The sequence below is a fragment of the Acinetobacter sp. S40 genome, assembly GCF_016624705.1.
GTDB lineage: Bacteria > Pseudomonadota > Gammaproteobacteria > Pseudomonadales > Moraxellaceae > Acinetobacter.
Map to the genome: position 1 here is coordinate 145,165 of NZ_JACVTU010000007.1, position 21,049 is coordinate 166,213.

21 protein-coding genes and 5 pseudogenes are annotated in these 21,049 nt (G+C 38.4%); 14 read left to right on the plus strand and 12 right to left on the minus strand.

All coding sequences use genetic code 11. The annotated features are described in order from the left end of the window. Positions 1-324 precede the first annotated feature (324 nt). Positions 325-1,524, plus strand: a pseudogene (thrS, locus tag IAE19_RS16820) (threonine--tRNA ligase); the annotation flags it as partial. A 48-nt stretch (positions 1,525-1,572) separates the two neighbouring features. Continuing rightward, positions 1,573-1,842, plus strand: a complete 270-nt coding sequence (locus tag IAE19_RS16735) for a His/Gly/Thr/Pro-type tRNA ligase C-terminal domain-containing protein (RefSeq protein WP_265092546.1) — start codon at positions 1,573-1,575, stop codon at positions 1,840-1,842. A gap of 191 nt (positions 1,843-2,033) precedes the next feature. Here the strand turns inward: IAE19_RS16735 and gcvA are convergent, their stop codons facing one another. After that, positions 2,034-2,951 carry a transcriptional regulator GcvA gene (gene gcvA, locus IAE19_RS10650; protein ID WP_200460910.1) on the minus strand — a complete coding sequence of 306 codons (918 nt, stop codon included), beginning with the start codon at positions 2,949-2,951 and terminating at the stop codon, positions 2,034-2,036. 140 nt (positions 2,952-3,091) lie between these two features. Here gcvA and IAE19_RS10655 point away from each other — a divergent pair, with 140 nt between their 5' ends. The 6 genes from IAE19_RS10655 to IAE19_RS10680 all read left to right on the plus strand — a co-directional run bounded on the left by IAE19_RS10655 (position 3,092) and on the right by IAE19_RS10680 (position 8,417). Further along, positions 3,092-3,862 carry an SDR family NAD(P)-dependent oxidoreductase gene (locus IAE19_RS10655; protein ID WP_200460911.1) on the plus strand — a complete coding sequence of 257 codons (771 nt, stop codon included), beginning with the start codon at positions 3,092-3,094 and terminating at the stop codon, positions 3,860-3,862. 99 nt (positions 3,863-3,961) lie between these two features. Then, positions 3,962-4,303: a carboxymuconolactone decarboxylase family protein gene (locus tag IAE19_RS10660; RefSeq protein ID WP_200460912.1), complete on the plus strand. Its 342-nt coding sequence runs from the start codon at positions 3,962-3,964 to the stop codon at positions 4,301-4,303. A gap of 77 nt (positions 4,304-4,380) precedes the next feature. Further along, positions 4,381-5,064 carry a cupin domain-containing protein gene (locus tag IAE19_RS10665; protein ID WP_200460913.1) on the plus strand — a complete coding sequence of 228 codons (684 nt, stop codon included), beginning with the start codon at positions 4,381-4,383 and terminating at the stop codon, positions 5,062-5,064. After that, positions 5,061-6,143, plus strand: coding sequence for a flavin monoamine oxidase family protein (locus tag IAE19_RS10670; protein WP_200460914.1), 1,083 nt, complete (start codon positions 5,061-5,063; stop codon positions 6,141-6,143). Before IAE19_RS10665 ends, IAE19_RS10670 begins: the two co-directional genes overlap by 4 nt. Positions 6,144-6,160: 17 nt before the next feature. Then, positions 6,161-7,189, plus strand: a complete 1,029-nt coding sequence (locus tag IAE19_RS10675; RefSeq protein WP_200460915.1) for an alcohol dehydrogenase — start codon at positions 6,161-6,163, stop codon at positions 7,187-7,189. A 34-nt stretch (positions 7,190-7,223) separates the two neighbouring features. Then, the gene (locus tag IAE19_RS10680) at positions 7,224-8,417 is read left to right on the plus strand and encodes an MFS transporter (protein WP_200460916.1); all 1,194 of its coding nucleotides are present in this window, start codon (positions 7,224-7,226) and stop codon (positions 8,415-8,417) included. A gap of 26 nt (positions 8,418-8,443) precedes the next feature. Here IAE19_RS10680 and IAE19_RS10685 read toward each other — a convergent pair whose 3' ends face one another. Further along, complete coding sequence (locus tag IAE19_RS10685) at positions 8,444-9,346, minus strand: LysR substrate-binding domain-containing protein (RefSeq protein WP_200460917.1); 903 nt, start codon at positions 9,344-9,346, stop codon at positions 8,444-8,446. Between the two features lie 88 nt (positions 9,347-9,434). Between IAE19_RS10685 and IAE19_RS10690 the strand changes: the two genes are divergently transcribed. After that, positions 9,435-9,932, plus strand: coding sequence for a GNAT family N-acetyltransferase (locus tag IAE19_RS10690; RefSeq protein WP_200460918.1), 498 nt, complete (start codon positions 9,435-9,437; stop codon positions 9,930-9,932). 397 nt (positions 9,933-10,329) lie between these two features. On the opposite strand, the pseudogene IAE19_RS16635 reads toward IAE19_RS10690, so the two are convergent. Together IAE19_RS16635 and IAE19_RS10700 are read right to left on the minus strand one after the other, a co-directional pair. Then, positions 10,330-10,530: pseudogene (locus IAE19_RS16635) on the minus strand (hypothetical protein); the annotation flags it as partial. A 4-nt stretch (positions 10,531-10,534) separates the two neighbouring features. Next, positions 10,535-11,430: pseudogene (locus IAE19_RS10700) on the minus strand (hydrolase or metal-binding protein). A gap of 213 nt (positions 11,431-11,643) precedes the next feature. Between IAE19_RS10700 and IAE19_RS10705 the strand changes: the two are divergent. Continuing rightward, positions 11,644-13,146 carry a TnsD family Tn7-like transposition protein gene (locus IAE19_RS10705; protein ID WP_200460920.1) on the plus strand — a complete coding sequence of 501 codons (1,503 nt, stop codon included), beginning with the start codon at positions 11,644-11,646 and terminating at the stop codon, positions 13,144-13,146. Positions 13,147-13,531: 385 nt separating this feature from the next. Here the strand turns inward: IAE19_RS10705 and IAE19_RS10710 are convergent, their stop codons facing one another. Then, entirely contained in the window at positions 13,532-14,719 is a 1,188-nt protein-coding gene (locus tag IAE19_RS10710) for an MFS transporter (RefSeq protein WP_227612245.1), read from the minus strand. Between the two features lie 158 nt (positions 14,720-14,877). Between IAE19_RS10710 and IAE19_RS10715 the strand changes: the two genes are divergently transcribed. After that, positions 14,878-15,444, plus strand: a complete 567-nt coding sequence (locus IAE19_RS10715) for a TetR/AcrR family transcriptional regulator (RefSeq protein ID WP_200460922.1) — start codon at positions 14,878-14,880, stop codon at positions 15,442-15,444. 63 nt (positions 15,445-15,507) lie between these two features. Here the strand turns inward: IAE19_RS10715 and IAE19_RS10720 are convergent, their stop codons facing one another. Further along, on the minus strand, positions 15,508-15,843 hold the full coding sequence (locus IAE19_RS10720) for a carboxymuconolactone decarboxylase family protein (protein WP_200460923.1): 336 nt from the start codon (positions 15,841-15,843) through the stop codon (positions 15,508-15,510). A gap of 177 nt (positions 15,844-16,020) precedes the next feature. On the opposite strand from IAE19_RS10720, the gene IAE19_RS10725 reads away from it, so the two are divergent. Together IAE19_RS10725 and IAE19_RS10730 are read left to right on the plus strand one after the other, a co-directional pair. Continuing rightward, the gene (locus IAE19_RS10725) at positions 16,021-16,620 is read left to right on the plus strand and encodes a helix-turn-helix domain-containing protein (RefSeq protein ID WP_200460924.1); all 600 of its coding nucleotides are present in this window, start codon (positions 16,021-16,023) and stop codon (positions 16,618-16,620) included. Next, a complete protein-coding gene (locus IAE19_RS10730; RefSeq protein ID WP_200460925.1) occupies positions 16,610-17,137 on the plus strand; it encodes a GNAT family N-acetyltransferase in 528 nt (175 codons plus the stop codon). Before IAE19_RS10725 ends, IAE19_RS10730 begins: the two co-directional genes overlap by 11 nt. 403 nt (positions 17,138-17,540) lie before the next feature. Here the strand turns inward: IAE19_RS10730 and IAE19_RS10735 are convergent. Together IAE19_RS10735 and IAE19_RS16825 are read right to left on the minus strand one after the other, a co-directional pair. Continuing rightward, positions 17,541-18,119, minus strand: a pseudogene (locus tag IAE19_RS10735) (IS3 family transposase); the annotation flags it as partial. Continuing rightward, on the minus strand, positions 18,065-18,235 hold the full coding sequence (locus IAE19_RS16825) for a transposase (protein WP_413784518.1): 171 nt from the start codon (positions 18,233-18,235) through the stop codon (positions 18,065-18,067). The pseudogene IAE19_RS10735 and the gene IAE19_RS16825, both read right to left, overlap by 55 nt. Positions 18,236-18,331: 96 nt before the next feature. Between IAE19_RS16825 and IAE19_RS10740 the strand changes: the two genes are divergently transcribed. Beyond that, the gene (locus IAE19_RS10740) at positions 18,332-19,069 is read left to right on the plus strand and encodes an IS3 family transposase (protein ID WP_320159419.1); all 738 of its coding nucleotides are present in this window, start codon (positions 18,332-18,334) and stop codon (positions 19,067-19,069) included. A 25-nt stretch (positions 19,070-19,094) separates the two neighbouring features. On the opposite strand, the gene IAE19_RS16640 is transcribed toward IAE19_RS10740, so the two are convergent. The 4 genes and pseudogenes from IAE19_RS16640 to IAE19_RS10760 form a co-directional block, all read right to left on the minus strand. Beyond that, positions 19,095-19,322: a hypothetical protein gene (locus tag IAE19_RS16640; protein WP_227612246.1), complete on the minus strand. Its 228-nt coding sequence runs from the start codon at positions 19,320-19,322 to the stop codon at positions 19,095-19,097. Next, on the minus strand, positions 19,285-19,455 hold the full coding sequence (locus IAE19_RS10750) for a hypothetical protein (RefSeq protein ID WP_200460927.1): 171 nt from the start codon (positions 19,453-19,455) through the stop codon (positions 19,285-19,287). Before IAE19_RS10750 ends, IAE19_RS16640 begins: the two co-directional genes overlap by 38 nt. A gap of 91 nt (positions 19,456-19,546) precedes the next feature. Next, the gene (locus tag IAE19_RS10755) at positions 19,547-20,785 is read right to left on the minus strand and encodes a tetratricopeptide repeat protein (RefSeq protein WP_200460928.1); all 1,239 of its coding nucleotides are present in this window, start codon (positions 20,783-20,785) and stop codon (positions 19,547-19,549) included. A 14-nt stretch (positions 20,786-20,799) separates the two neighbouring features. Further along, positions 20,800-21,049: pseudogene (locus IAE19_RS10760) on the minus strand (CAP domain-containing protein); the annotation flags it as partial.

The window sequence follows — 21,049 nt, forward strand, 5'->3', positions numbered from 1 at the left end:
CAGCCACTGTCTATTGCCGAAATTTTAGCGCAGCATAAACCCCAAGACTATAAAAAAGTCTTTCTAGCTAAAGTTGACCAGCACCATGTTGATTTGCATCATCTGGTTCAAGATGATTGCCATATCGAACTGCTTCATGTAAATGATGGACATTCACTCAATATTTTACGTCATTCCTATGCCTATTTACTGGCACAGGCGGTACAAAAACTATATCCATTGGCTCAGGCGGTAGAATATCAGATTAATGAACATGGGCTGTATTATGATTTTGCTGATACGCCACCTTTTAATCCCGAAGATGTCCTACAAATCGAACTAAAAATGAATGAGTGGATACAACAACATGTCGAGATAACTACCCAAGCCATCGATAAAGAACAAGCGATTAAACACTTCCAACAACAAGATTTTAAATTGCGATTTTTACAGAGTGTCCCTGATACCACATCTTTGTACCTTAAGAAACAACAGGATTTTGCTGATATTTATTTTTATCCACTCGTTAGCAATTCTGCATTACTGGAACATTTTAAAATTACCCATGTCTCAGGTGCTTATTGGCAAGGCGATGCCAATCAACCGATGTTACAGCGAATTTATCTCACCTGCTGGGCAGAACAAAAACAATTAAAACACTACCTTAAACAGCAGAAAGAAGCTGCTAAACGGGATCATCGTAAACTGGCACAACAACTTGACCTACTACATTTTGATGATAAAGCACCTGGGGCCGTATTCTGGCACGCCAAAGGCTGGAAATTATTTCAGCTTTTAACTGATTACCTACGCCAACAACAAGATGAGGCAGGCTATATCGAGGTCAATACCCCCGATGTCATGGATCGTGAGCTGTGGGAAATTTCGGGACATTGGCAGAATTATCGCCAGAATATGTTTAGTACACAAACCGAAGACGGTCGGATTTATGCTTTAAAACCGATGAGCTGCCCTGGTGCAGTTTGCCTCTATGCTCATGGTTTAAAAAGCTATCGGGACTTACCATTACGCATGGCGGAATTTGGGAAAGTCCATCGTTATGAACCATCTGGGGCATTACATGGCTTAATGCGTGTACGTCATTTCACTCAGGATGATGCGCATATTTTCTGTACACAGGCACAGCTTTTATCGGAGTGTGTGGATACTATTGCCCTGATTTATAAAATTTATAAGCAATTTGGTTTTCATGATATTTCAATCAAATTATCCACCCGCCTGAAAATCGCATTGGTTTGGAACAGACGTGGGATTTTCTCGAAGACACATTAAAACACGCATTACAACGACTTGATATTGCCTATAGCTTAAATATTGGTGAGGGTGCATTTTATGGTCCTAAACTGGAGTTTACCCTTAAAAGATGCCATCGGTCGGGAATGGCAGTGTGGCACGATTCAGGTTGATTTAAATTTACCTGAACGCTTTGATCTAGGATATGTTGATGAAAACAATCAGAAACAACGACCAGTAATGTTGCATCGTGCCTTGTTTGGTTCGCTGGAACGCTTTATTGGGATTCTAATTGAACATTATATGGGACGTTTTCCATTCTGGTTAGCTCCTGTGCAGATGGTGATTTTACCAATCACTGATGCTCAACATGATTATGCACAAGACCTTTATCAATCACTAAAACAGCAGGGTTTACGGGCAACACTGGATTTAACCCAAGAAAAACTCGGTTATAAAATTCGGCAAAACACACTGCAAAAAATCCCTTATCTCATCATTATTGGGGAACAGGAAATGCAAAAATCTGCTGTTCGCATACGTTCTCTAGATGGGCAGGATTTGGGGGTTTATCCTCTTTCTAAACTAACTGATTTTTTTAATGCTTAAGTAGCTATCATCATAATATTGATTTTTGATACTCTGCCAAACTTCTCAGGTTTGTATATCAATATCCTTATAAGGTAATCGAAAAATAAAAAATATTATTAAAGACTTAAGGATTACTCATATGGGTAATCCCTAACTCTATTTCAAGTCAAAACTCATGCCAATTTTTGCCTGAATATCCTGTAGATGGTTCAGGTCATCTGCGCTTCATTTATTAACCAGTTTCTAAATGTAATCAACTTAAGTAAGTTTTTACACTCTTCACGATAGACAACGTAATAAGCCAAAGTGGAAGAGCATTTCATTTCTGGATATAAACGAAGTAAACGCCCCGTTTTTAAATCATCTGCTGCCATGACACTTCTGGCCAATGCCACGCCATGTCCGTCTATGGCTGCCTGTAAAACCGCAGCCGAATTATTGATTTTTAAACCTCGTTGGGTCGGTTCATCACTAATCTGGTTGTACTGTAACCATGTATCCCAAGTGGTAAAGCCTGAATGAGAATCCATTGTTAAATCATGGATTAATGGTAGATTTAATAAACTCTTTGAGTCTTGTAACTGTTGCTCATATTTCTTATAAAACGCAGGCGAACAAACAGGAAAAACCTCCTCATCCATTAACTTCTCTGCAACCAATCCCAGCCACTCCCCTTGTCCATATCGCACCGCAATATCAATACCATGACGACCAAAATCAACAGGCTTCAAATTGGTGTCCAGTCGAATATCAATCTCAGGATAAGCTTGCTGAAAGCTATCAATTCTTGGTAACAGCCATTTCGCTGCAAAGGCAGGACTGATGGCAACAGTTAAAACTCCTGTTGAGGTTTGAGCCTGTAATTTTTCCAATCCAAGTATCAGCCTGTCGAATCCTGCACGAATATCAGGTAATGCCAACAATGCAGCTTCAGTTGCCACCAGTCTAGCTTTACCTCCTGTACTCCGCTGAAACAAGGTCATGCCCAGATAGTCCTCCAGACTTTTAACCAGTTGTCCTACGGCCGCAGGGGTAACATTGAGTTCATCAGCAGCAGCCGAAAAACTTTGATGTCTGGCACTAGCCTCAAAGGCTCTTAATGCGTTGAGATATACAGGAGTTTTCATTCTAAAGATTTTCTATCAATCATCACAAGATTATCTCATTTGTTTATATAGGATATGAATCATAAAATCAATCCATGCAAATGACATACAGAATAGATGTGTCAGGGCAAAACTCATAATTGATAGAGGATGGTATAGTCATGAATAGATTTTCTTTGAAAGTAGCGATTGTAACAGGTGGTGGTTCAGGTATTGGTAAAGAGGTTGCGACTCGCTTGGTGAAAGAGGGTGCAAATGTTGTCATTACTGGACGTAATGAAGATAAGTTAAAACAGGCTGCTCAGGATATTGATGCCACAGGTGAGCATATCCGTTATTTTGCTGCGGACATTGCATCCCCAGCAACTTCACAGCAACTTGTTGATTTCACCACAGCAGAATTTGGTGGGGTTGATATCCTGATTAATAATGCTGGCATTTTTGCGCCTAAACCATTTTTGGAAGTCACCGAATCTGAATATGACGGGTTTCTGGACATCATATTAAAAGGCAAGTTTTTCATGGCTCAGGCTGCCGCAAAAGCCATGCAATTACGTGGTGGCGGTGCAATTGTTCAAACAGGTTCTTTATGGGCATTACAGGCAGTTAAAGCAACTCCATCTTCTGCCTATTCTGCTGCGAATGCTGGTGTACATGCATTAACTCATAACTTAGCAATTGAACTTGCAGAGGCGAATATCCGTATTAATACCGTTGCTCCTGCTGTAGTTGAAACACCTGTGTACAACACCTTTATGACAGATGATCAAGTGAAAGAAGCACTTCCATCTTTTAACTCGTTCCATCCATTAGGTCGTAACGGTCAGCCTGCCGATGTTGCAGAAGCGATTTTATTCCTTGCCTCAACCAATGCAGCATGGATTACAGGAACAATTCTACCTGTTGATGGTGGAGTCATGGCAGGACATTAAGGTGTCTCTCCAACACGGCTAAAACAAGTGCTACCAGCATGAACTTATTAAGGGGTAGCACAATTGTTTAACTTCATTAAGCAAAAAAGAGATTTTAATATGCAAGACTGGAATAACGACCGTGATTCTCTGCTTAAACATGTGGCTGATTATGCAAAATTAGCACCAGACACCATGCGTGGCCTCTCCTCAATGGAAGCTGGTACGAGCAAAATTGGCAAACTGGATGCCAAAACCCATGAATTGATTGCTCTGGCAGTTGCTGTGACAACACGCTGTGATGGATGTATTGCCGTTCATTCTAAAAAAGCGATTGAACTAGGCGTTAGCCGTGAGGAAATTGCAGAAGCTCTATCTGTGGCAATTGCATTAAATGCTGGTGCTGCCCTGACTTATTCAGCCTGTGTTTTAGAAGCAGTAGATAGCGTAAGCCAGCAATAATATTTTTAAATTCTTCCTCTTATTGATCTGCATCAGGTCAATAGGATATTTGCCTTTTTGAATGGATGAGACAAAGCATGTTGATTAACGCTGATTTTTCCCAAATGGCTGTGGTCAAACCTAACGATTATCAATGGGTCAAGTCCCCTCGTGGTGAAGTTGAACGAATTATGCTGGATCGGGTTGGAGACGAAACTGCCCGTGCCACAAGTCTGGTTCGTTATGCACCACACACCATTTTTCCAGAGCATCAGCATCCATTGGGTGAAGAAATTTTAGTGCTTTCGGGAATTTTCACTGAAAATGGTGATCAGCATTATCCAGCAGGCTGGTATTTACGCAATCCAGATGGTTCAGAACATATCCCATCCAGTGAAGATGGCACACTGATTTTTGTCAAACTCATGCAAATGTCCAAGACTAATACTGAGACTGTGCGTATTAATACTCATGATCCTGAAAACTGGCAAACACTTGATCAACGTCTTATCTGCCCCTTATACCTCTCGCCTGATGAACATACCTATCTCGAAAAACTTAACCCCCATCAAAGCTTTGATGAACACAGTTTAAATGGGATGGAGCTTTTGATTGTACAGGGTGAATTGATTGCGGATGAAGAAAGTTATCCCGCAGGTGCATGGATTCGTTTACCGATTCAAAGTAGTCATAACTTTTATGCGAGTGCAGCAGGTGCAACGCTGTATGTAAAAACAGGCCATCTTTCCTCTGCCCAAAAATTTATGGAACAACAGTCATGAAACAGGCCAAGATTGCCATTATTGGTGCAGGTTTAAGTGGTTTATATGCTGCCTATTTACTGGAACAAGCCAAAATCACAGACTATGTTGTGCTTGAAGCAAGAGATCGTTTAGGTGGCCGTGTCTATTCAGAGCAAGGATTTGATTTGGGCGCAACATGGATCTGGCCTGAACTCAATCCTGATCTGATGCAACTGGTACATCAACTGGGATTGCCGTTTTCCGAACAGTTTGAAAAAGGAAAGTTGATCTTTGAAAAGCAAAGAGGAATACCCCCTGTACAGTTATCAAGTCCTTGGGCATCGACACCCTCGATTCGCCTTGATGGTGGGATGAGCAGCCTGATTCATGGCTTAGCCCAACAAATTCCTGCACAAAAAATTCTGACTCAACAACAGGTCACTCATATTACTCAACAAGAACAAGCACCTCTTCATTTAACCATACAGAATTATGCAGGTGATGAAACAGTTATTGAAGCAGATTATGTCCTTATTGCACTAGCACCTCGCCTAACTGCCCAACACATTTTATTCTCTCCAGCCTTGCCCACTGCACTATTGAACCAGTGGAAACACACTGCGACATGGATGGCTCCGCATGCCAAGTATGTGGCAGTTTATCCAGAAGCCTTTTGGAGAAAACAGGGCTTGTCTGGTCAAGCCAGTAGCCACGTTGGCCCTATGGGTGAAATCCATGATGCATCTACATCCAATGGTCATGCTGCCTTATTCGGTTTTCTGGGTATTCATGCAAGCGTTCGTCAAAAAGTCAGTGAAGCAAACTTGATGGCACATTGTCGGGCACAACTGGTTCGCCTGTTTGGTTCAGAAGCTGCAACACCCGAATATGAATATATCAAAGACTGGTCAGCAGACAATTTTACCGCCACCGAAGAAGACCGGAAAAACCCTGCTACCTCTCATGGAGTAGCACCAGCAATCACCCCGAATGACCGAATTTGGCATAACCGTATTATCGGGATTGCCAGCGAATGGTCACAGCACTATTCAGGCTATTTAGCAGGGGCAATTGATGCTGCCCAAGAGGGTGTTCAGCGTATTCAACAACTCTTATAAATCAGATAGGCACATTTATGCAAAAGACTTATAAAGCCGTACAGGTAAGCCAGTTTGGTAAACTGGAAATGGTTGAACGAAATATTCCCACACCACAGGTAGGTGAGGTTCTGATTGCGGTGGAAGCCTGTGGCATCTGTGGTGCAGATGCCACCACAGTCGAAAGTAGCAATCCTGATTTTCAATATCCCCGTGTGCCAGGTCATGAAGTGGTTGGGCGGATTATTGCTATTGCAGATTCCTTATCCTATTGGGAAATTGGTCAGCGAGTTGGAGTCAGTCGCCTAGGTGGGCATTGTAATCACTGTGATGAATGTCGTCAGGGCTTATTTAATCTCTGCAATAACCAGCCAGTTATGGGAAGTAACCATGATGGTGGTTATGCAGAAATGATGCTTGCCAAAGAAACAGGTTTAGTGGCTATTCCTGTTGAACTAAGTTCAGTTGAAGCTGCACCCTTATTGTGTGCTGGGATTGCCACTTTTAATGCCCTAAAAAAATCAGGGGCACAAGCTGGCGACTTGGTTGCAATTCTGGGAATCGGTGGTTTAGGTCATCTGGCAATTCAATATGCCAAACGCATGGGTTTTAAAGTAGTCGCCATAGGTCGTGGACAGGACATTACAGAACAGGTCAAAACGTTAGGCACACATATTTATATTGATACAGAGCAGGAAAATGCCATTGAGAGGCTGCAACAGCTCGGTAAAGCTCAAGTCATTTTAACCACGATTACCAATGGTGAAGTCCCATCAACATTATTTGCAGGGCTTGCTCCTCGTGGCAAGTTAATGGTGGTTGGTGTGGGCAAAGAACCTTTAGTCATTCCATCCCCCTTATTGGTGAGTGGTGAACGAAGTGTTCAGGGTTCAATTACGGGTACACCTTACGAGATTGAAAAGACACTGGACTTTAGCGTATTGACCGATGTACGAGCCATGATTGAAACGTTCCCACTGGAACAGGCACAGCAGGCTTATCTACGAATGAAGTCAGGTCAAGCACAGTTTCGGGTTGTATTGACTGTATCCCCAAATTCTCATTAGTCACTTAATTCACAAAATTTAGGTTTTCGCTCTTATGCTGCAAAATGCCATGCGCCGTCAGGTTTTCATTCTGGCGAGTTCACAATCTTTATTCCAAACCGTTTCAGTGATGGTCATGACCATTGGTGGTTTAGCTGGTGCAAATATTGCAAATACACCAACCCTTGCCACATTACCAATTGCCTCCATGTTCCTAGGTACTGCCATGATGATGTTCCCTGCATCCATGTGGATGGCAAAGGTGGGGAGACGTAATGGCTTCTTATATGGCGCTTTATTGGGGATTCTGGGCGGTATTATTGCAGCGATTGGGATTGTATATAGCTCGCTTTACTTACTGGCATTAGGAACATTCTGTGTCGGTGCTTATCAATCCTTTGCCCAGTTTTATCGTTTTGCTGCTAGCGAAGTGGCAGATGATGCCTTTCGTTCTCGTGCCATTTCCTTTGTCATGGCTGGTGGTGTAGTTGCCGCATTGATCGGACCTGCTTTGGCTCGATTTGGTGGACCATTGTTCAATCATCTGGAATATGTGGGTTCTTTCCTGATTATTACCATCGTTTCCCTGATTGCAATCGGAATTCTATCTAGACTCCATATTCCTGATCAGGTAGAAGCCAAAACCTGTTTTAGTGCTGGACGACAATGGTATCAAATTGTATTTCAACCCACTTATTTTGTTGCATTACTAGGAGCAGCAACGGGCTATGGCATCATGATTTTAGGTATGACCGCAACCCCAATCGCTATGCGTCATGCCCATCATGAATTAGGTGCAATCACCACTGTGATTCAATTGCATGTATTGGGTATGTTCCTGCCCTCATTCTTTACAGGTAATTTAATTGCCCGTTTTGGCGTGTTAAAAATCATGTTTGCAGGGCTTGTACTATTTATCTGTTATATCGCTTTTGCCTTATCAGGCCTGCAATTTCATTCGTTTGCAATTTCCCTAATCTTATTAGGCGTGGGTTGGAATTTCCTGTTTATTGGTAGCACTTCGTTATTGACTGGCACTTATACTCATGAAGAAAAAGCCAAGGCACAAGCCATTAATGATATGACCGTTTTTATGGTGGGGTTAATCTGTTCATTCGGTGCTGGTGCATTGCTGGATTTGGTTGATTGGAAGACTTTAAACCTTATATTAATACCGTGGCTAGTATTAACAGGTCTTTCTCTCATTTGGCTTCAGCAAAAAAAATATAAGAATGTAGAGATAAACTGATTAGGCATAATCAATAGTTCATCTTCCTAAAAGATTGAAAGAATTTGGCCCTTTAACCATGTTTGAGGAGCCTTTAACTTACTCTGTTCTAATGAATAGACGTTGACACTGTATTCAGGCACCGTTATAGGAAGATCAAAAGTATCGAGTTCATGTATGTCTTTAAAAATTTCAACAGCTCTGCTTGGAAGAGTGATAATCAAGTTGGTAGATTGCATCATATATGGTGCAATTAACATATTAGGCAATTCCAAAGTGATTTTGCGATAAACACCCTGTGCTTTCAGTGAGTCATCAATGACTCCATCATGTTCGTTCCAAGCACTTATTTTTATATGATCTGCCTCAACATAATTCGTTAACGTCATTTCACGATATAGCCCCTTTGATACAACAACAATATACTTGTCTGTAAAACATGGTGATACATCAATTGATGATGATTTCATCTCTTCTTGTTCTGAATAGCCCACAATCAGATCAATTTTACCAAGAATCAGATTTTGAATAGATGTTTCCATGCTTTGAAAAATCACCTTTAATTTGATATTGGGGGCACTACTCTTTAGTTTTTTCATAAGTGAAGGCAGTACACAAAAAGAAGTGTAATCAGTGGTCGCGATTATCAATTCATCATCACTCATTGAGGGGTCAAATTCATGTTGCTTAAAAAGGTGAAGTGATAAACTCTTTAAGCTTTCTGAAACAACTGGTGCAATATTTTCTGCTCTTTTTGTTGCTACCATTTCCCCCCCCATACGTACAAACAATGGGTCGTCAAATACACTTCTCAATCGATTCAATGCATGGCTAAACGCGGACGGGCTAAGATAAATTGCTTCCGCGGCCTTTGATACACTTCTATGCCGATATAAAGCATCAAATACTAAGAGTAAATTTAGATCAAAACCATGCGGAATAAAATGCATCAAATTAATTCTTTATCTGTAAAAAATGCAGTATATACATTTTATTTTTGATTTAAAATAACTCGTCAATTATCTTTAGGTAAATCCAATGAATGATCAAATAAGACAAGTTCAACTTGCAGATGTTGAGCGTTGTTATGAAATTGAATCACTAGCATACCCTGCTGATGAAGCAGCGACTAAAGAGAAAATCAGAATTCGGGCTGAACAATATCCTGAAGGTTTTATAGTTTTAGAAAACCAAAATCAAATCATTGGTTTTGTGAATAGTGGCTCTACCGATCATGTTGTAATGTCTGATGATAATTTCAAAGAACTCGTTGGACATACATCATCAGGATCTCATTTAGTGATTATGTCTGTTGTTATTGATCCTAAATTTCAGGGTCAAGGCTATGCAGCCAAGCTTATGAATACTTTCATCGAACGAGCTAAATCATTGAATAAACGCTCTATATACTTAATGTGTAAAGAAGAATATATCAAGTTATACGAAAAGTTTGGCTTCAAATTTACTCAAGTTTCTGAATCTTCTCACGGCAGTGAACAGTGGTTTGAAATGCAGTTAACATTAGACCCACAGTGAAAATGCTCATTCGACATACTGGTTTAGCTAGCATATTGGTAGCTTTTTTAATTTATACTAAGGTAAACCACTACTTAATTTTAGGAATAAGCATAGCTGTAATGCTTATGCTCTTTTCTTATGAGAAATTTCCTCTAGGATTCCTAAGTGGAATCGTACTGTTCTTAATTTTTATGGGTTTCTACTAGAAAGTAAAAAAAAGAGAAAACAACTCTCTTTTTAATTTACCGCCCTGACACTAAATTGCACCCCTGCTAAATCTCTTTTGCACGGCCTCAGCTTAGATTGAATTTAAGTTTAGTTTTCGAATCAGATTGTATCTTCTCAGTTTTAGTAACCTCATCCGTATAAAATTCTTTAACTAAATCTAAGCCCTCTTCAGAGTTCATCTCAAAGCTGACTTTTCATCCATCATTTCATATATTGTTGAACGGCGAACACCAACAAATAATACAACTTGATGTATATTAATCATTTGATTCATCTGAAAAGCTTGACCTGTGAACGCATTCATGATGTTTTTCTCCCTATCAGCAATGCGAGCGCAATTTCGCTCAAATAATAGAGTTCGCCGTAAGAAAAAACTTTCTGCTTTCATCCGATCAATTCAGTGATTGAACCGACTGCTGTAATCCTTTCTGAATGTCCTGAACATGAGTTAAATCATTAGGTTGCCGCCCCTTCTCTGAATTCGCTTCATCCGTATAAAACTCCTCAACAATATCCAATCCTTCCTCACCTCCAACCTCAAAACTGCAATTACCATAACCCTGCCGAGCAACATGATCCAAAGCCTCCTGATAAAAACCTGCTGTCTTGCTTTGCTCATCAATTTGTTTCGCTGAGACAATTGCTTCTTGCAAATTAATGCCATCCCGTAGTGTCAGGTCCACGTAGTAAATGGGTATACGGTAACTTTGCGTAGTGCTTTTTCCTCGTAAGGTCAGTTGCAATGGCAGACATGACAGTAAATCGCCCGATGCAGCATGGTAATAACGAAGCCGTGCTGCCAAAGTCCGGATACTATTAAAGCCTGTAGTTCTAAAGATGAAAGTACCCAACTCATCTGACTCATCTAAGTTGACATACAGTCTGCCATAAGGCTTGCACTGCCCACTCTGAGCTAAAGGACATAAATCAGGTGATGGACATGGATACTGCTCAACTCCATTCTGTCCAAGTCGCTGACATGTATCTCCATTTCCTGTGCAGATTGGCCTGCCCGTTTGTCGGTCAAATAAGGTGTACTCAGCTCGCAAGTTGAGTTCAGGATCATTAAAGATCATCCGTACAGGTATGGTTCTGAGTTTCTGGTTTTGTGCCTTGGCTCGGAGTTGTTCATCGAGTGGTGTTTCACCCAACCGTCTTTATTCTGGATTTGACTCGTAATAGTAAATTGATCATCCTTTTCAGGAATACGTTTTCCATTTTTCTCGACGATCTTACCGATACTGATACGACCTAATACAGGTGGTGTGATTGCTAAACCTTTAATCATGTTGTTTTCCTCTGCGGTAATTTTTGACGATTGCCCCTTTGATATGTGTAAGAAGCAAACATTTTTTAAATGCATAAACTCAGCGCAGAACAGTCCATTTAGTCATCAGTAAGTACTTCACTGTACTTGCTGACGACGGGGGCTGTTTTGCGCTTTTTTGATGAAATGGGATTTGTGGAAGTGATGTTGAAGTTCAGAAGGATTTGCTTAGCTATGCTAAACTTTCCCATGCCTTACCAACACGAGCTGATTTACAGTACTGTGGCTCGGGCCGGGACTCGTTTGGCTTTGGATAGTCCAAAACAATTACTGGATGAAGTCTTTAAAAACCGTAAGGTAATTGCAACTGTAGATTTGCCTTGTCACTTAAACGCGATTATTTACCAATTTCCAAACCATCAGTTTACCGTTCAGGATATCGCTTATCAGCAAACGTTGTTTCCGATCTATGCACCTTTTGTCCCTGAAAAAAGACGACAACAATGCTTAAAGTGGATGGCTGATATTTCTCAAGGTTCGATTCATCTGGCTTTAGGCATTAATGCCTCACGTATCCCACCTATTCATAAGTTACGTTATTGTCCACAATGTTTAACACAACAATTAGAGAAATATGGCGAATATTATTGGTTTCGCTTATGGCAAATACAGGGAGCTTGCTGTCCCCAGCATGGTCAACTCATTGACTCAGAGCTAGATTTAAGATCATTACATCGACATGATTTTTTGGTTCCATCTCATCAATCATGTCCTAACACAGAACAAACCATTGCTAATCCTGACGATATTTTTATTACGTCTAAATTGTTAGAGTTATTAACCTTGCCTCCCTCTGAATCACCCAGCTATGAACAATGGACCATGTTTTATTATGAACTGGCTTGGCAGAATGACTGTATTCGGGGACAAAACCAAATTTTGCATGAGCGTATTCTAGAAAGAATAACGATTCGTTGGTCAAAGAAATTTTTAGCTCAGTATTGTTTAGCCGATTTAACTTCCGAGACCTCTTGGCTACACCACATTTTCAGAAAACATCGTAAAAGTTTTAGTTATCTTGAGCATATCGTTACGATTGAAGCTTTAACCAATAGAGAATGGTCTTTTGCCGAAATTCTCAACCAAGTCCGCTCTTTCCGTAAAATAAATCAAAATAATCATGTAGATTTTCCTAACAGCCATATTACTGATCTCACTATAAAACAACGAAAAAAATGGCTGAACTTGATCAACAAAAATGGCATAAAGCCTGCCCGACTTTTAAATTCTGCTTTATATGCATGGCTATATCGTAATGATAAACAATGGTTATTAGAGACTAATCAGGCGTTTCATCAGAAATATATCCCTCAAGGTACTAAAGTAGATTGGCATAGCCGTGATCTAGGTTTCGTAAAACAGTTGATTAAACTTAACAATGATTTACTCTGGGACTTGGATAGTCCAAGACGTTCAGCAAAATGGTGGATGAAACAAATCTTGCATAGCTCAAGTATTGAAAAAAACCTTTCTCTATTACCATTAACAGAGCTATTTCTAAGAAAATATAATGAAAGTATTGGTTTCTATCAAATTCGGCGTATTAGTAGAACACTGATTAAACTACAACTTGAACATAAAAATAACCATCGATGGCATGTATTAAGATCAGCAGGTTTAAGTGAGGAAAGACTTAAAGAGGAAGCGAGTTCTTTTTTAAATTCACTCGTACCTTAAGCTATTTGTTTATATCTGAATCTGCACTGCCAATTTTTCAATACTTTCTTTAATCTTATCAGGCGTATGTGCAACATATCCAAAAGTACTGCTCCTTTTTCTAATGTCATTAGACATAATCAAGATAATAGCAGGACTGATAAACCAACTTTTAAACATTGGACGACAAAACCCTACTATGTCCAATACTCTTTTATCCAGCACATGTCACTTAATCATAACTAACATCACCATCAAGCATCCGTGATAGTTGTTTTTCTGTTGTTTACTTAGTAGTAACAGATTAGCTAATCAGTATATAGGTCAAATAGACCTCTTCTAATACATTGAATTACTATAGTTTCTACGTTATATATACAACATCAGTTAATATCTAATAAATTTATTAATGATCAACCTTACAATAATTTATATAACCCCAAAAGCCCAAAAATGGTCCTATTAAGATAATCCAAATCGAATCAACTCCAAACTTATCGAAGGCTAAAGTTGTAATTCCAATAGAAATAACCGTCAAAAAATAGCCTATCGAGTTTTGTATAGCCAATGCACTTCCTAGTTTTTCTGGTGGGCATGCTTGTGCAGACAGTGCAGAAAATTGAGGTGAATCAGCAATAACTGTAACCCCCCAGATGATTAGTATGATAATCAAGCCCCAAGCGGGTATAATTTTCCAACTAAGTACGAAAAGGAAGCAACATAAACCTGATAATGCCAAAGAAGCTAAAGCGATCGTCTTGCTTTGAATATATCTACTTAATACTCCTCCAAAAATACAGCCAAGTGCTCCTACGGAAATAACAGTAAATGTCAGAAAAGAAACATTAAAATATGTAAAACTATCATTTATTTTAGTTTGAACAATAAGCAATGGTACTAAAGTCCAAAAGGTATACAGCTCCCACATATGTCCAAAATATCCAACAGCAGCAGCCTTAAAATTAGGGATTTGGAATGCCGAAATATGAGATTGTGATCTATTACTTGGTTGTTTGTGATCTCGTTTTTCTTGTTTTCCGTCACCTAAGAAATAAACTAGAATACTTGCGATAAAAGCCAGTATTGAAGATATAGAAATAATATTTCTCCATGGTAACTCAGTCGAGATACCATTTAATGCATATGGTAAAGCTGTTCCTAGTGTAAGCATGGCAACCAACTGAGATAGTGCTAGACTAGCTTTTTGTGGGGCCCACTCAATTATTAACTTCATCCCTATCGGATAAATCCCAGCCAAACTTATACCAACAAGAAATCTAAAAAAAAGCGCCTCATAAATGTTTTGGGATAGCCAAGCAAAACATAAGTTGAATATGGCTCCGAAAACAGCAGAGCATGCAAAAATTAAACTTGCTTTATATCTATCTGCAATGCCTATAAAAGCAATTAAAAATGTTCCAAGGATAAAACCCATTTGTACTGCATTAGTTAAAAATCCAATACCTGAAATACTAATTTTCCATTCACGGATTAAATCAAATGCAGCACTGTTAGCGCTGAACCATAATGAGGTACCAAATAGTTGGGCTATACTGACAACCAGAATAGGGTTAGCTTTTAAATATTTAAGCATTCTTATAAATTCCATTTCAAACTAAGACATTGTTTAAAAACAATATATTTACGTTATTTTTTAAGAACCACTCTTTAAGATGAAGAAAAACCTATAAACATAAATGAAAAATCAATGTTAAAATTAGGCACCACATCAAATTATTAAGGATTATTGATATGGCAAATCAAACACGGCTGAAATTACTAAATGAAGCTTATTCCTTGATGTGCTCAAATGGATACTCATCATTCAGTTATGCTGATCTAGCCAAAAAAATAGGCATTTCCAAAGCAAGTATTCACCATCACTTTCCAACTAAAGAAAACCTTGGCGAAGAAGTGATTTGTGCAGCATATGAAGAAACTCATCAAAAATTACAAGCAATAAGCTTAAATTTTACTTCTTTGATGTCTCGTTTAGAGCAATACATGCATTTGTTCTCTCAACATTCCGAACTTTCTCAAATTCCATTATGTTGTTCCCTATCTTCTGAGTTTCCTCTTCTTCCCGACACAATACAGATACGAACACAAGAATATTTTCAACTACAAATAAATTGGTTAAAAACCATTCTTCAAACAGCTCAAGACAATGGTGAAATAAAGGCTGATGCGAATATAAATGATCTAGCTTTAACAATTATAAAACTGTTTGAGGGAACTAGTATTGTTGGACGTGTTTTGCCACAACAAGATATCTTTCAAAAATCTTTAAGACAGATAGAATTTCTTATTGGTTCATAAATTTTGCTCAACAATACTTTAAAATAAATAAGGAGTTATAAGATTTACCCCCCTTATAAAAATCTAAAACTCATCATACGCATCTAGTACCCTTGTGGAATACACAAAAGCAGCTCCAGCATTTAAAGCAATCGCTGTTCCTAGAGCATCTGCAATTTCCTCTTTCGTTGCACCAACTTTTTTTGCTGCTGACACATGAGCTGAAATACATCCATCACAACGTGTTGTTACAGCAACGGCTAATGCAATAAGTTCATGAGTTTTATCATCTAAAACTTTATTCGTTCGTGTCGCTAAATCAAGTTTTTGAAACGCCTCTGTCACTTTCGGGTTATATTTTGCAAGCTTTCCAACCCCTTTAATTAAAGTATTCAGTTTATTAACCCATTCCAATTCCATAATTTTTAACTCCATATATCACAAATACAACCTACTAGTTGGTAGATTAGTTTTAATATAATAAATAATCTCCGTCAATAATAAGTTGTTAAAATTTTCCGCAATAGTAGAAAAAACTAGACAAAAGTTGAATTTATACAATATATTTCTAATATATTGGAAATATGGTTTTGATTCATGAATATTGATTCTTTGATAGCAGCTAGAGTTAAGTCTTTACGTAAAGAACACAAATATACATTAGATACTTTAGCTGATAGAAGTGGAATCAGCAGGGCAATGATTTCATTGATTGAAAGAGGAGAAGCTAACCCTACGGCAGTGGTGTTAAATAAACTTGCTGATGCATTGGGAGTTCCACTACCTGATTTGCTTTCAGAGAATTTTATTCAAGAAACTAATTCTAGTATGATGATCTCTAAATTTGAAAAACAAAAACTTTGGAAAGATCCTGAGTCTGGTTACACACGTAGGCAATTAACACCTCAAGGATCAAACTCAAATATAAAATTGACCGAAATAATATTTCCCCCAAAACAGAGTGTCAGTTTCGAAAATCTATTTAACGATATTCTTATTACGCAACAAATTTGGGTTTTATCTGGAGAAATGGAGATTTCAGATAACACGACAAAGATTTTATTAAAGGAAGGAGATTGTATTGAAGTTCAGTTAAACGATCTATTAACTTTTTCCAACCAATCTAACAAACAAGCTAGATATTTAATCGCACTTTCAAACCAGCCCCTTAAAGAAGGAGATCAAAATGGAATATAATATTATTAATTGCAATTATGAAAAACATGCAAAAAGCATTCTTGAAATATTAAATGATGCTATTGAAAATTCTACAGCACTATATGATTATAAAAAACGCTCATTATCAAGCATGATTAATTGGTTTGAACAAAAACAATCAAATAACTATCCAATAATCGGTTTGGAAAAATCAAACGGTGAGTTAATTGCTTTTGGCAGTTATGGTGCATTTAGAAACTGGCCAGCCTACAAATATTCTGTAGAACACTCAATATATATTCATAAAGATTATAGAGGTCATGGCTTAGGACATATATTACTTGAGTCTTTAATAAAATCTGCTCAAAGTAATAATTATCATGTAATGATAGGTGGAATAGATGCAACCAATAAAGGAAGTATAGCACTACATGAAAAACATGGATTTCAACATGTTGGGACTCTTCCTGAAGTGGGATACAAATTTGGTCGTTGGTTAGATTTAGCATTTTATCAACTAACTCTGAATACTCCGAACACACCTAATGAAGAATAGATTTTAGCCAAAGAACTTCAAAAAAATTCAAAGCTTGTAAGATCATAAGTATCTTTAGAGATACCTATGGTCTTTACCCATAACTACTTGAATTAATTTATCTATTAAAATCAATTCCAACTAGCACTGAATCTAAAAATCTGTGTGAATGATGTTACAGAACAAACTTTAATTGATTGCACAATCCAATTCCCTGCTCATGATCAACACGGGGCCAATAATAAATTACACAAAAATAGTGTATTCATTTCAGTTAAAAAATGATGATCTTTTCAGGCTAAAATTCACTTTTTTGAAACAGTAACTTAATATTTTTTACATATAGGTATAATAAATGGTTAAAATTAAAAACTTTCCAGAGAATGCTAGAACAACTTTCCTTGGTTGAATAGCCATCAAAATTCTAGACACATATAGCCATCTTTTGATGAGTCTTTTCATAATCTAATGGAGAACGTTGACCATTAGAACCATGTCTTCGTTTTGAATTATAGAACATCTCAATATATTCAAAGATATCGGATCGTGCTTCAGCTCTAGATGAATAAATTTTCTTCTTGATCTTCTCTCGCTTTAGTAGTTGAAAGAAGCTCTCGGCAACAGCATTATCATGACAATTTCCTCGTCTGCTCATACTGGTTTCAAGATTATGATGCTCGAGAAATGTCTGCCATTCATAGCTGGTGTATTGGCTACCTTGATCAGAATGAATCAGGACTTTGTTCTTTGGTTTTCTTCGCCACAAAGCCATCAATAATGCATCTAAAACTAGATCTGTAGTCATTCTTGATTTCATAGACCAGCCAACTACAAGGCGTGATAATAAATCAATCACTACCGCAAGATATAACCATCCCTCATGAGTACGAATATAAGTAATATCAGTAACCCATAAACGATTGGGATGAGCTGGATTAAACTGTCGATCTAACGTATTTGCAGTAATGACAGATGGAGTACCTGCATGAACTCTAGGTTTACGATATGCGTGGTTGTACCTAAACGTGAGGCAACTTCAGCCACACTATGACCTTTCTCAGTCACTTGTTTTACTGCTTCAATTTTGAATTCTTCAGGGTATCGTTTGCTACTGCTCATAAGCACCTCGTTTATTAGCCATTTTATCTAACTAAAAGGTGTCTACAAAATTAGTGGCTATTCAACTGTCAACGGACACAGTTCACCACTGATCGAATTTGTGCCATCTTTAAAATGAGGGGTCAAAACTATGGCAGTCGTAGGATTCAGCGTGCTTTGCACGCTGAAAATATAATGATTGGTCGATATAAGGTGCGTAAAATCATGCGGCAACAAGGTTTAAAAACGACATGGACGCGAGCATTTACACGGACTACAGATTCAAAGCATAAAATGAAAGTTGCTGATAATGTGCTTGATCAACAGTTTAATATTGATGCAGCCAACAAAGTATGGGTTGCAGACATTACCTATATTTGGACAGCAAGCGGTTGGTTATATTTGGCTGCTGTGATGGACTTATATTCACGAAAAATCGTGGGCTATAGCCTATCCAGTCGTATGACAGCAGATCTGGTCTGTACAGCGTTACAGATCGCGATTCATACTCGACAGCCACCCAAAGGGTTGATGATGCACACGGACAGAGGTTCACAATATTGTTCACAGCAGTATCAAGACTTGCTGAGCCTACATGGGATTATCTGTAGCATGCGCCACAAGGGACTTTGCTACGATAATGCCGTGATGGAGCGGTTCTTCTTAAATCTGAAAATGGAACGTGTTTGGCAAAATCATTATGCAAATCATGAAGAGGCCATTAAAGATGTGAGCCATTACATCACAGTGTTTTATAATCAGGTTCGTTTGCATTCAACACTGGGGTATTTATCGCCCCACAACTTTGAACAAAAAAACACCAATCTCTCTATCATGGTGTCTGATTCTACTTGACCATTACACTAGTTTGTTTGCCTATCTATGCACTTCCATCACCGCCATAGGTGTAACTCATACTTTGGCTATTGGTTTTGCTATGACTACTTTGGCTGTTATGTTCTATTCCTGCGGTGACATTCAGGTCTTTGGTTCCATCAAAGCTGGTGGTACCTGTTACGGTTAGACCAACCTGATCAGCAGCATTCAGTAATTCTTTTGTCAGTACCACGTCAGAATCTACATTTGATTGGGTAGTATTTGTCTTCATAAACTTCAATGAGTGTGACTAAAATTTCCATTTCCTCAGCTTCAGGCGTACCTTTATCTGCTTGAAAGATGCTTTCTAAACGAATAAAAGCGTTAGTAAGATCAACATCATTTTTAATTGGTTTAATAGTCACTGATATTTCCTCATTCTCATATTATCCTCCAATTACTAATACCCAGAAACAGGAGGATAGACATCAATATAGTTTCTTTAATTTAAGAGTATTATTTCAGCTTCGAATAAAACCTACTCTTACTATCATACTGATAAAGTACAATTTTATTTACTTTAACCATCCGATTATTGTCCTTCATATCCGTTCCCTGATAATGAATCTGGAATGGATAAAATGGTTGTCCATTTTTGTTAACTTTGATTGCTGAAGAATAGCCATACTCTGGTTGTTCTGAAACTTTTCCTTCTTCAAAAATTTGTTCAACAATATAGCCTTTTTCATTTAACAGAAGAAGTGACCATACGCTTTCCCCATAACCATTGCCGTAATAACCATCAATGGTATAGCTTCCTAGTGTATTGTTTCCAAAAGCTTGTAAGTTCTTTTTAAATTCTTGGGCGTTCCATGAGGTTCGACCATATCCTTCAATACTTTCAATCCCCCCTTGGGCTGTTTTTGAAATCATTTGGAATTGTCCATTGTCCAATTTTTTAAAAAGATATAATTCCAAAGTACCTCGTGTAACATGTGAAGTTTCTATCCTGCCTTTGATTGCTAAAGTCACTTCCACAGGGACTAAATAACGGACTTCCCCCTGCATATTCTGGTAAGTAAAAATAGGGGCGATACTGATCACAGCGTCTGTGAGATCGTCCAAGTTGCTAGGCTTATTAACATAGTAGTATTTACCACCTCCCCAGTAATCATCTTTTTCTCTTTCTCTGGATGATGTCACTTTATAAAAACTTCGAGCAACGGTATCTGTACTTAGGTTAGGGAGTACAACTTGCTTAAAGTTCTTAGGTTCAAGTGTGGATGTATCATAGTATTTAATGGCTGTTGTGGCTGTTTGTACTGATGGCGTTTGAATAGCGTTGAGCTGCTGTGCTTTAGCCTGCAATGTATTGTATAACTTGATCGCTTCAGGTTGTCCCTGCCGTGCGGCACTTTGCAATAAGGCTATACCTTTTTCTGCATCCTGTGGTACACCATCCCCATTAAGATACATGACTGCTAATGCGTACTGTGAAGGAGCAAAATCATTCGCTGCTGCCTTAGAAAACCATTCAGCCGCTTTTTTATGATCTACAGGTACCCCCTTCTTTCCTAAGTAGTAAAGCATCCCCATATTATGGTTACTTTGATTATTATCTCCTTTGGTTGTGACTTCTGACAGTATATAGTTCAGTCCTACCGACAAGTTCACTTTCTTAGTTTCAGCACATACCGTTGAACTGATCCCGACAATACCAATGGCTACAACAAGGTGAAGTATTAATTTTTTCATCTGATTCTTATCCTTTATTTGTTATCGACTTTAAACCAGTAGGAATATTCTTTAGGCTGACCATTCACCAGAACATTGCTGAGTTTGACATCGTAGATCACGTTCAATTTCAAATCGTCAAAGTTAAACTGGATATGGTTGGGAACACCGATATTTTCATAGCGGATATTGCTGATCTTCTGTTTAGCTCCACTACTTCGTTCTGTGACAACAACAGTGGCTTTGGCGTAGTCCACATTTCGATTAGCAAAAAAATTCTTTTGA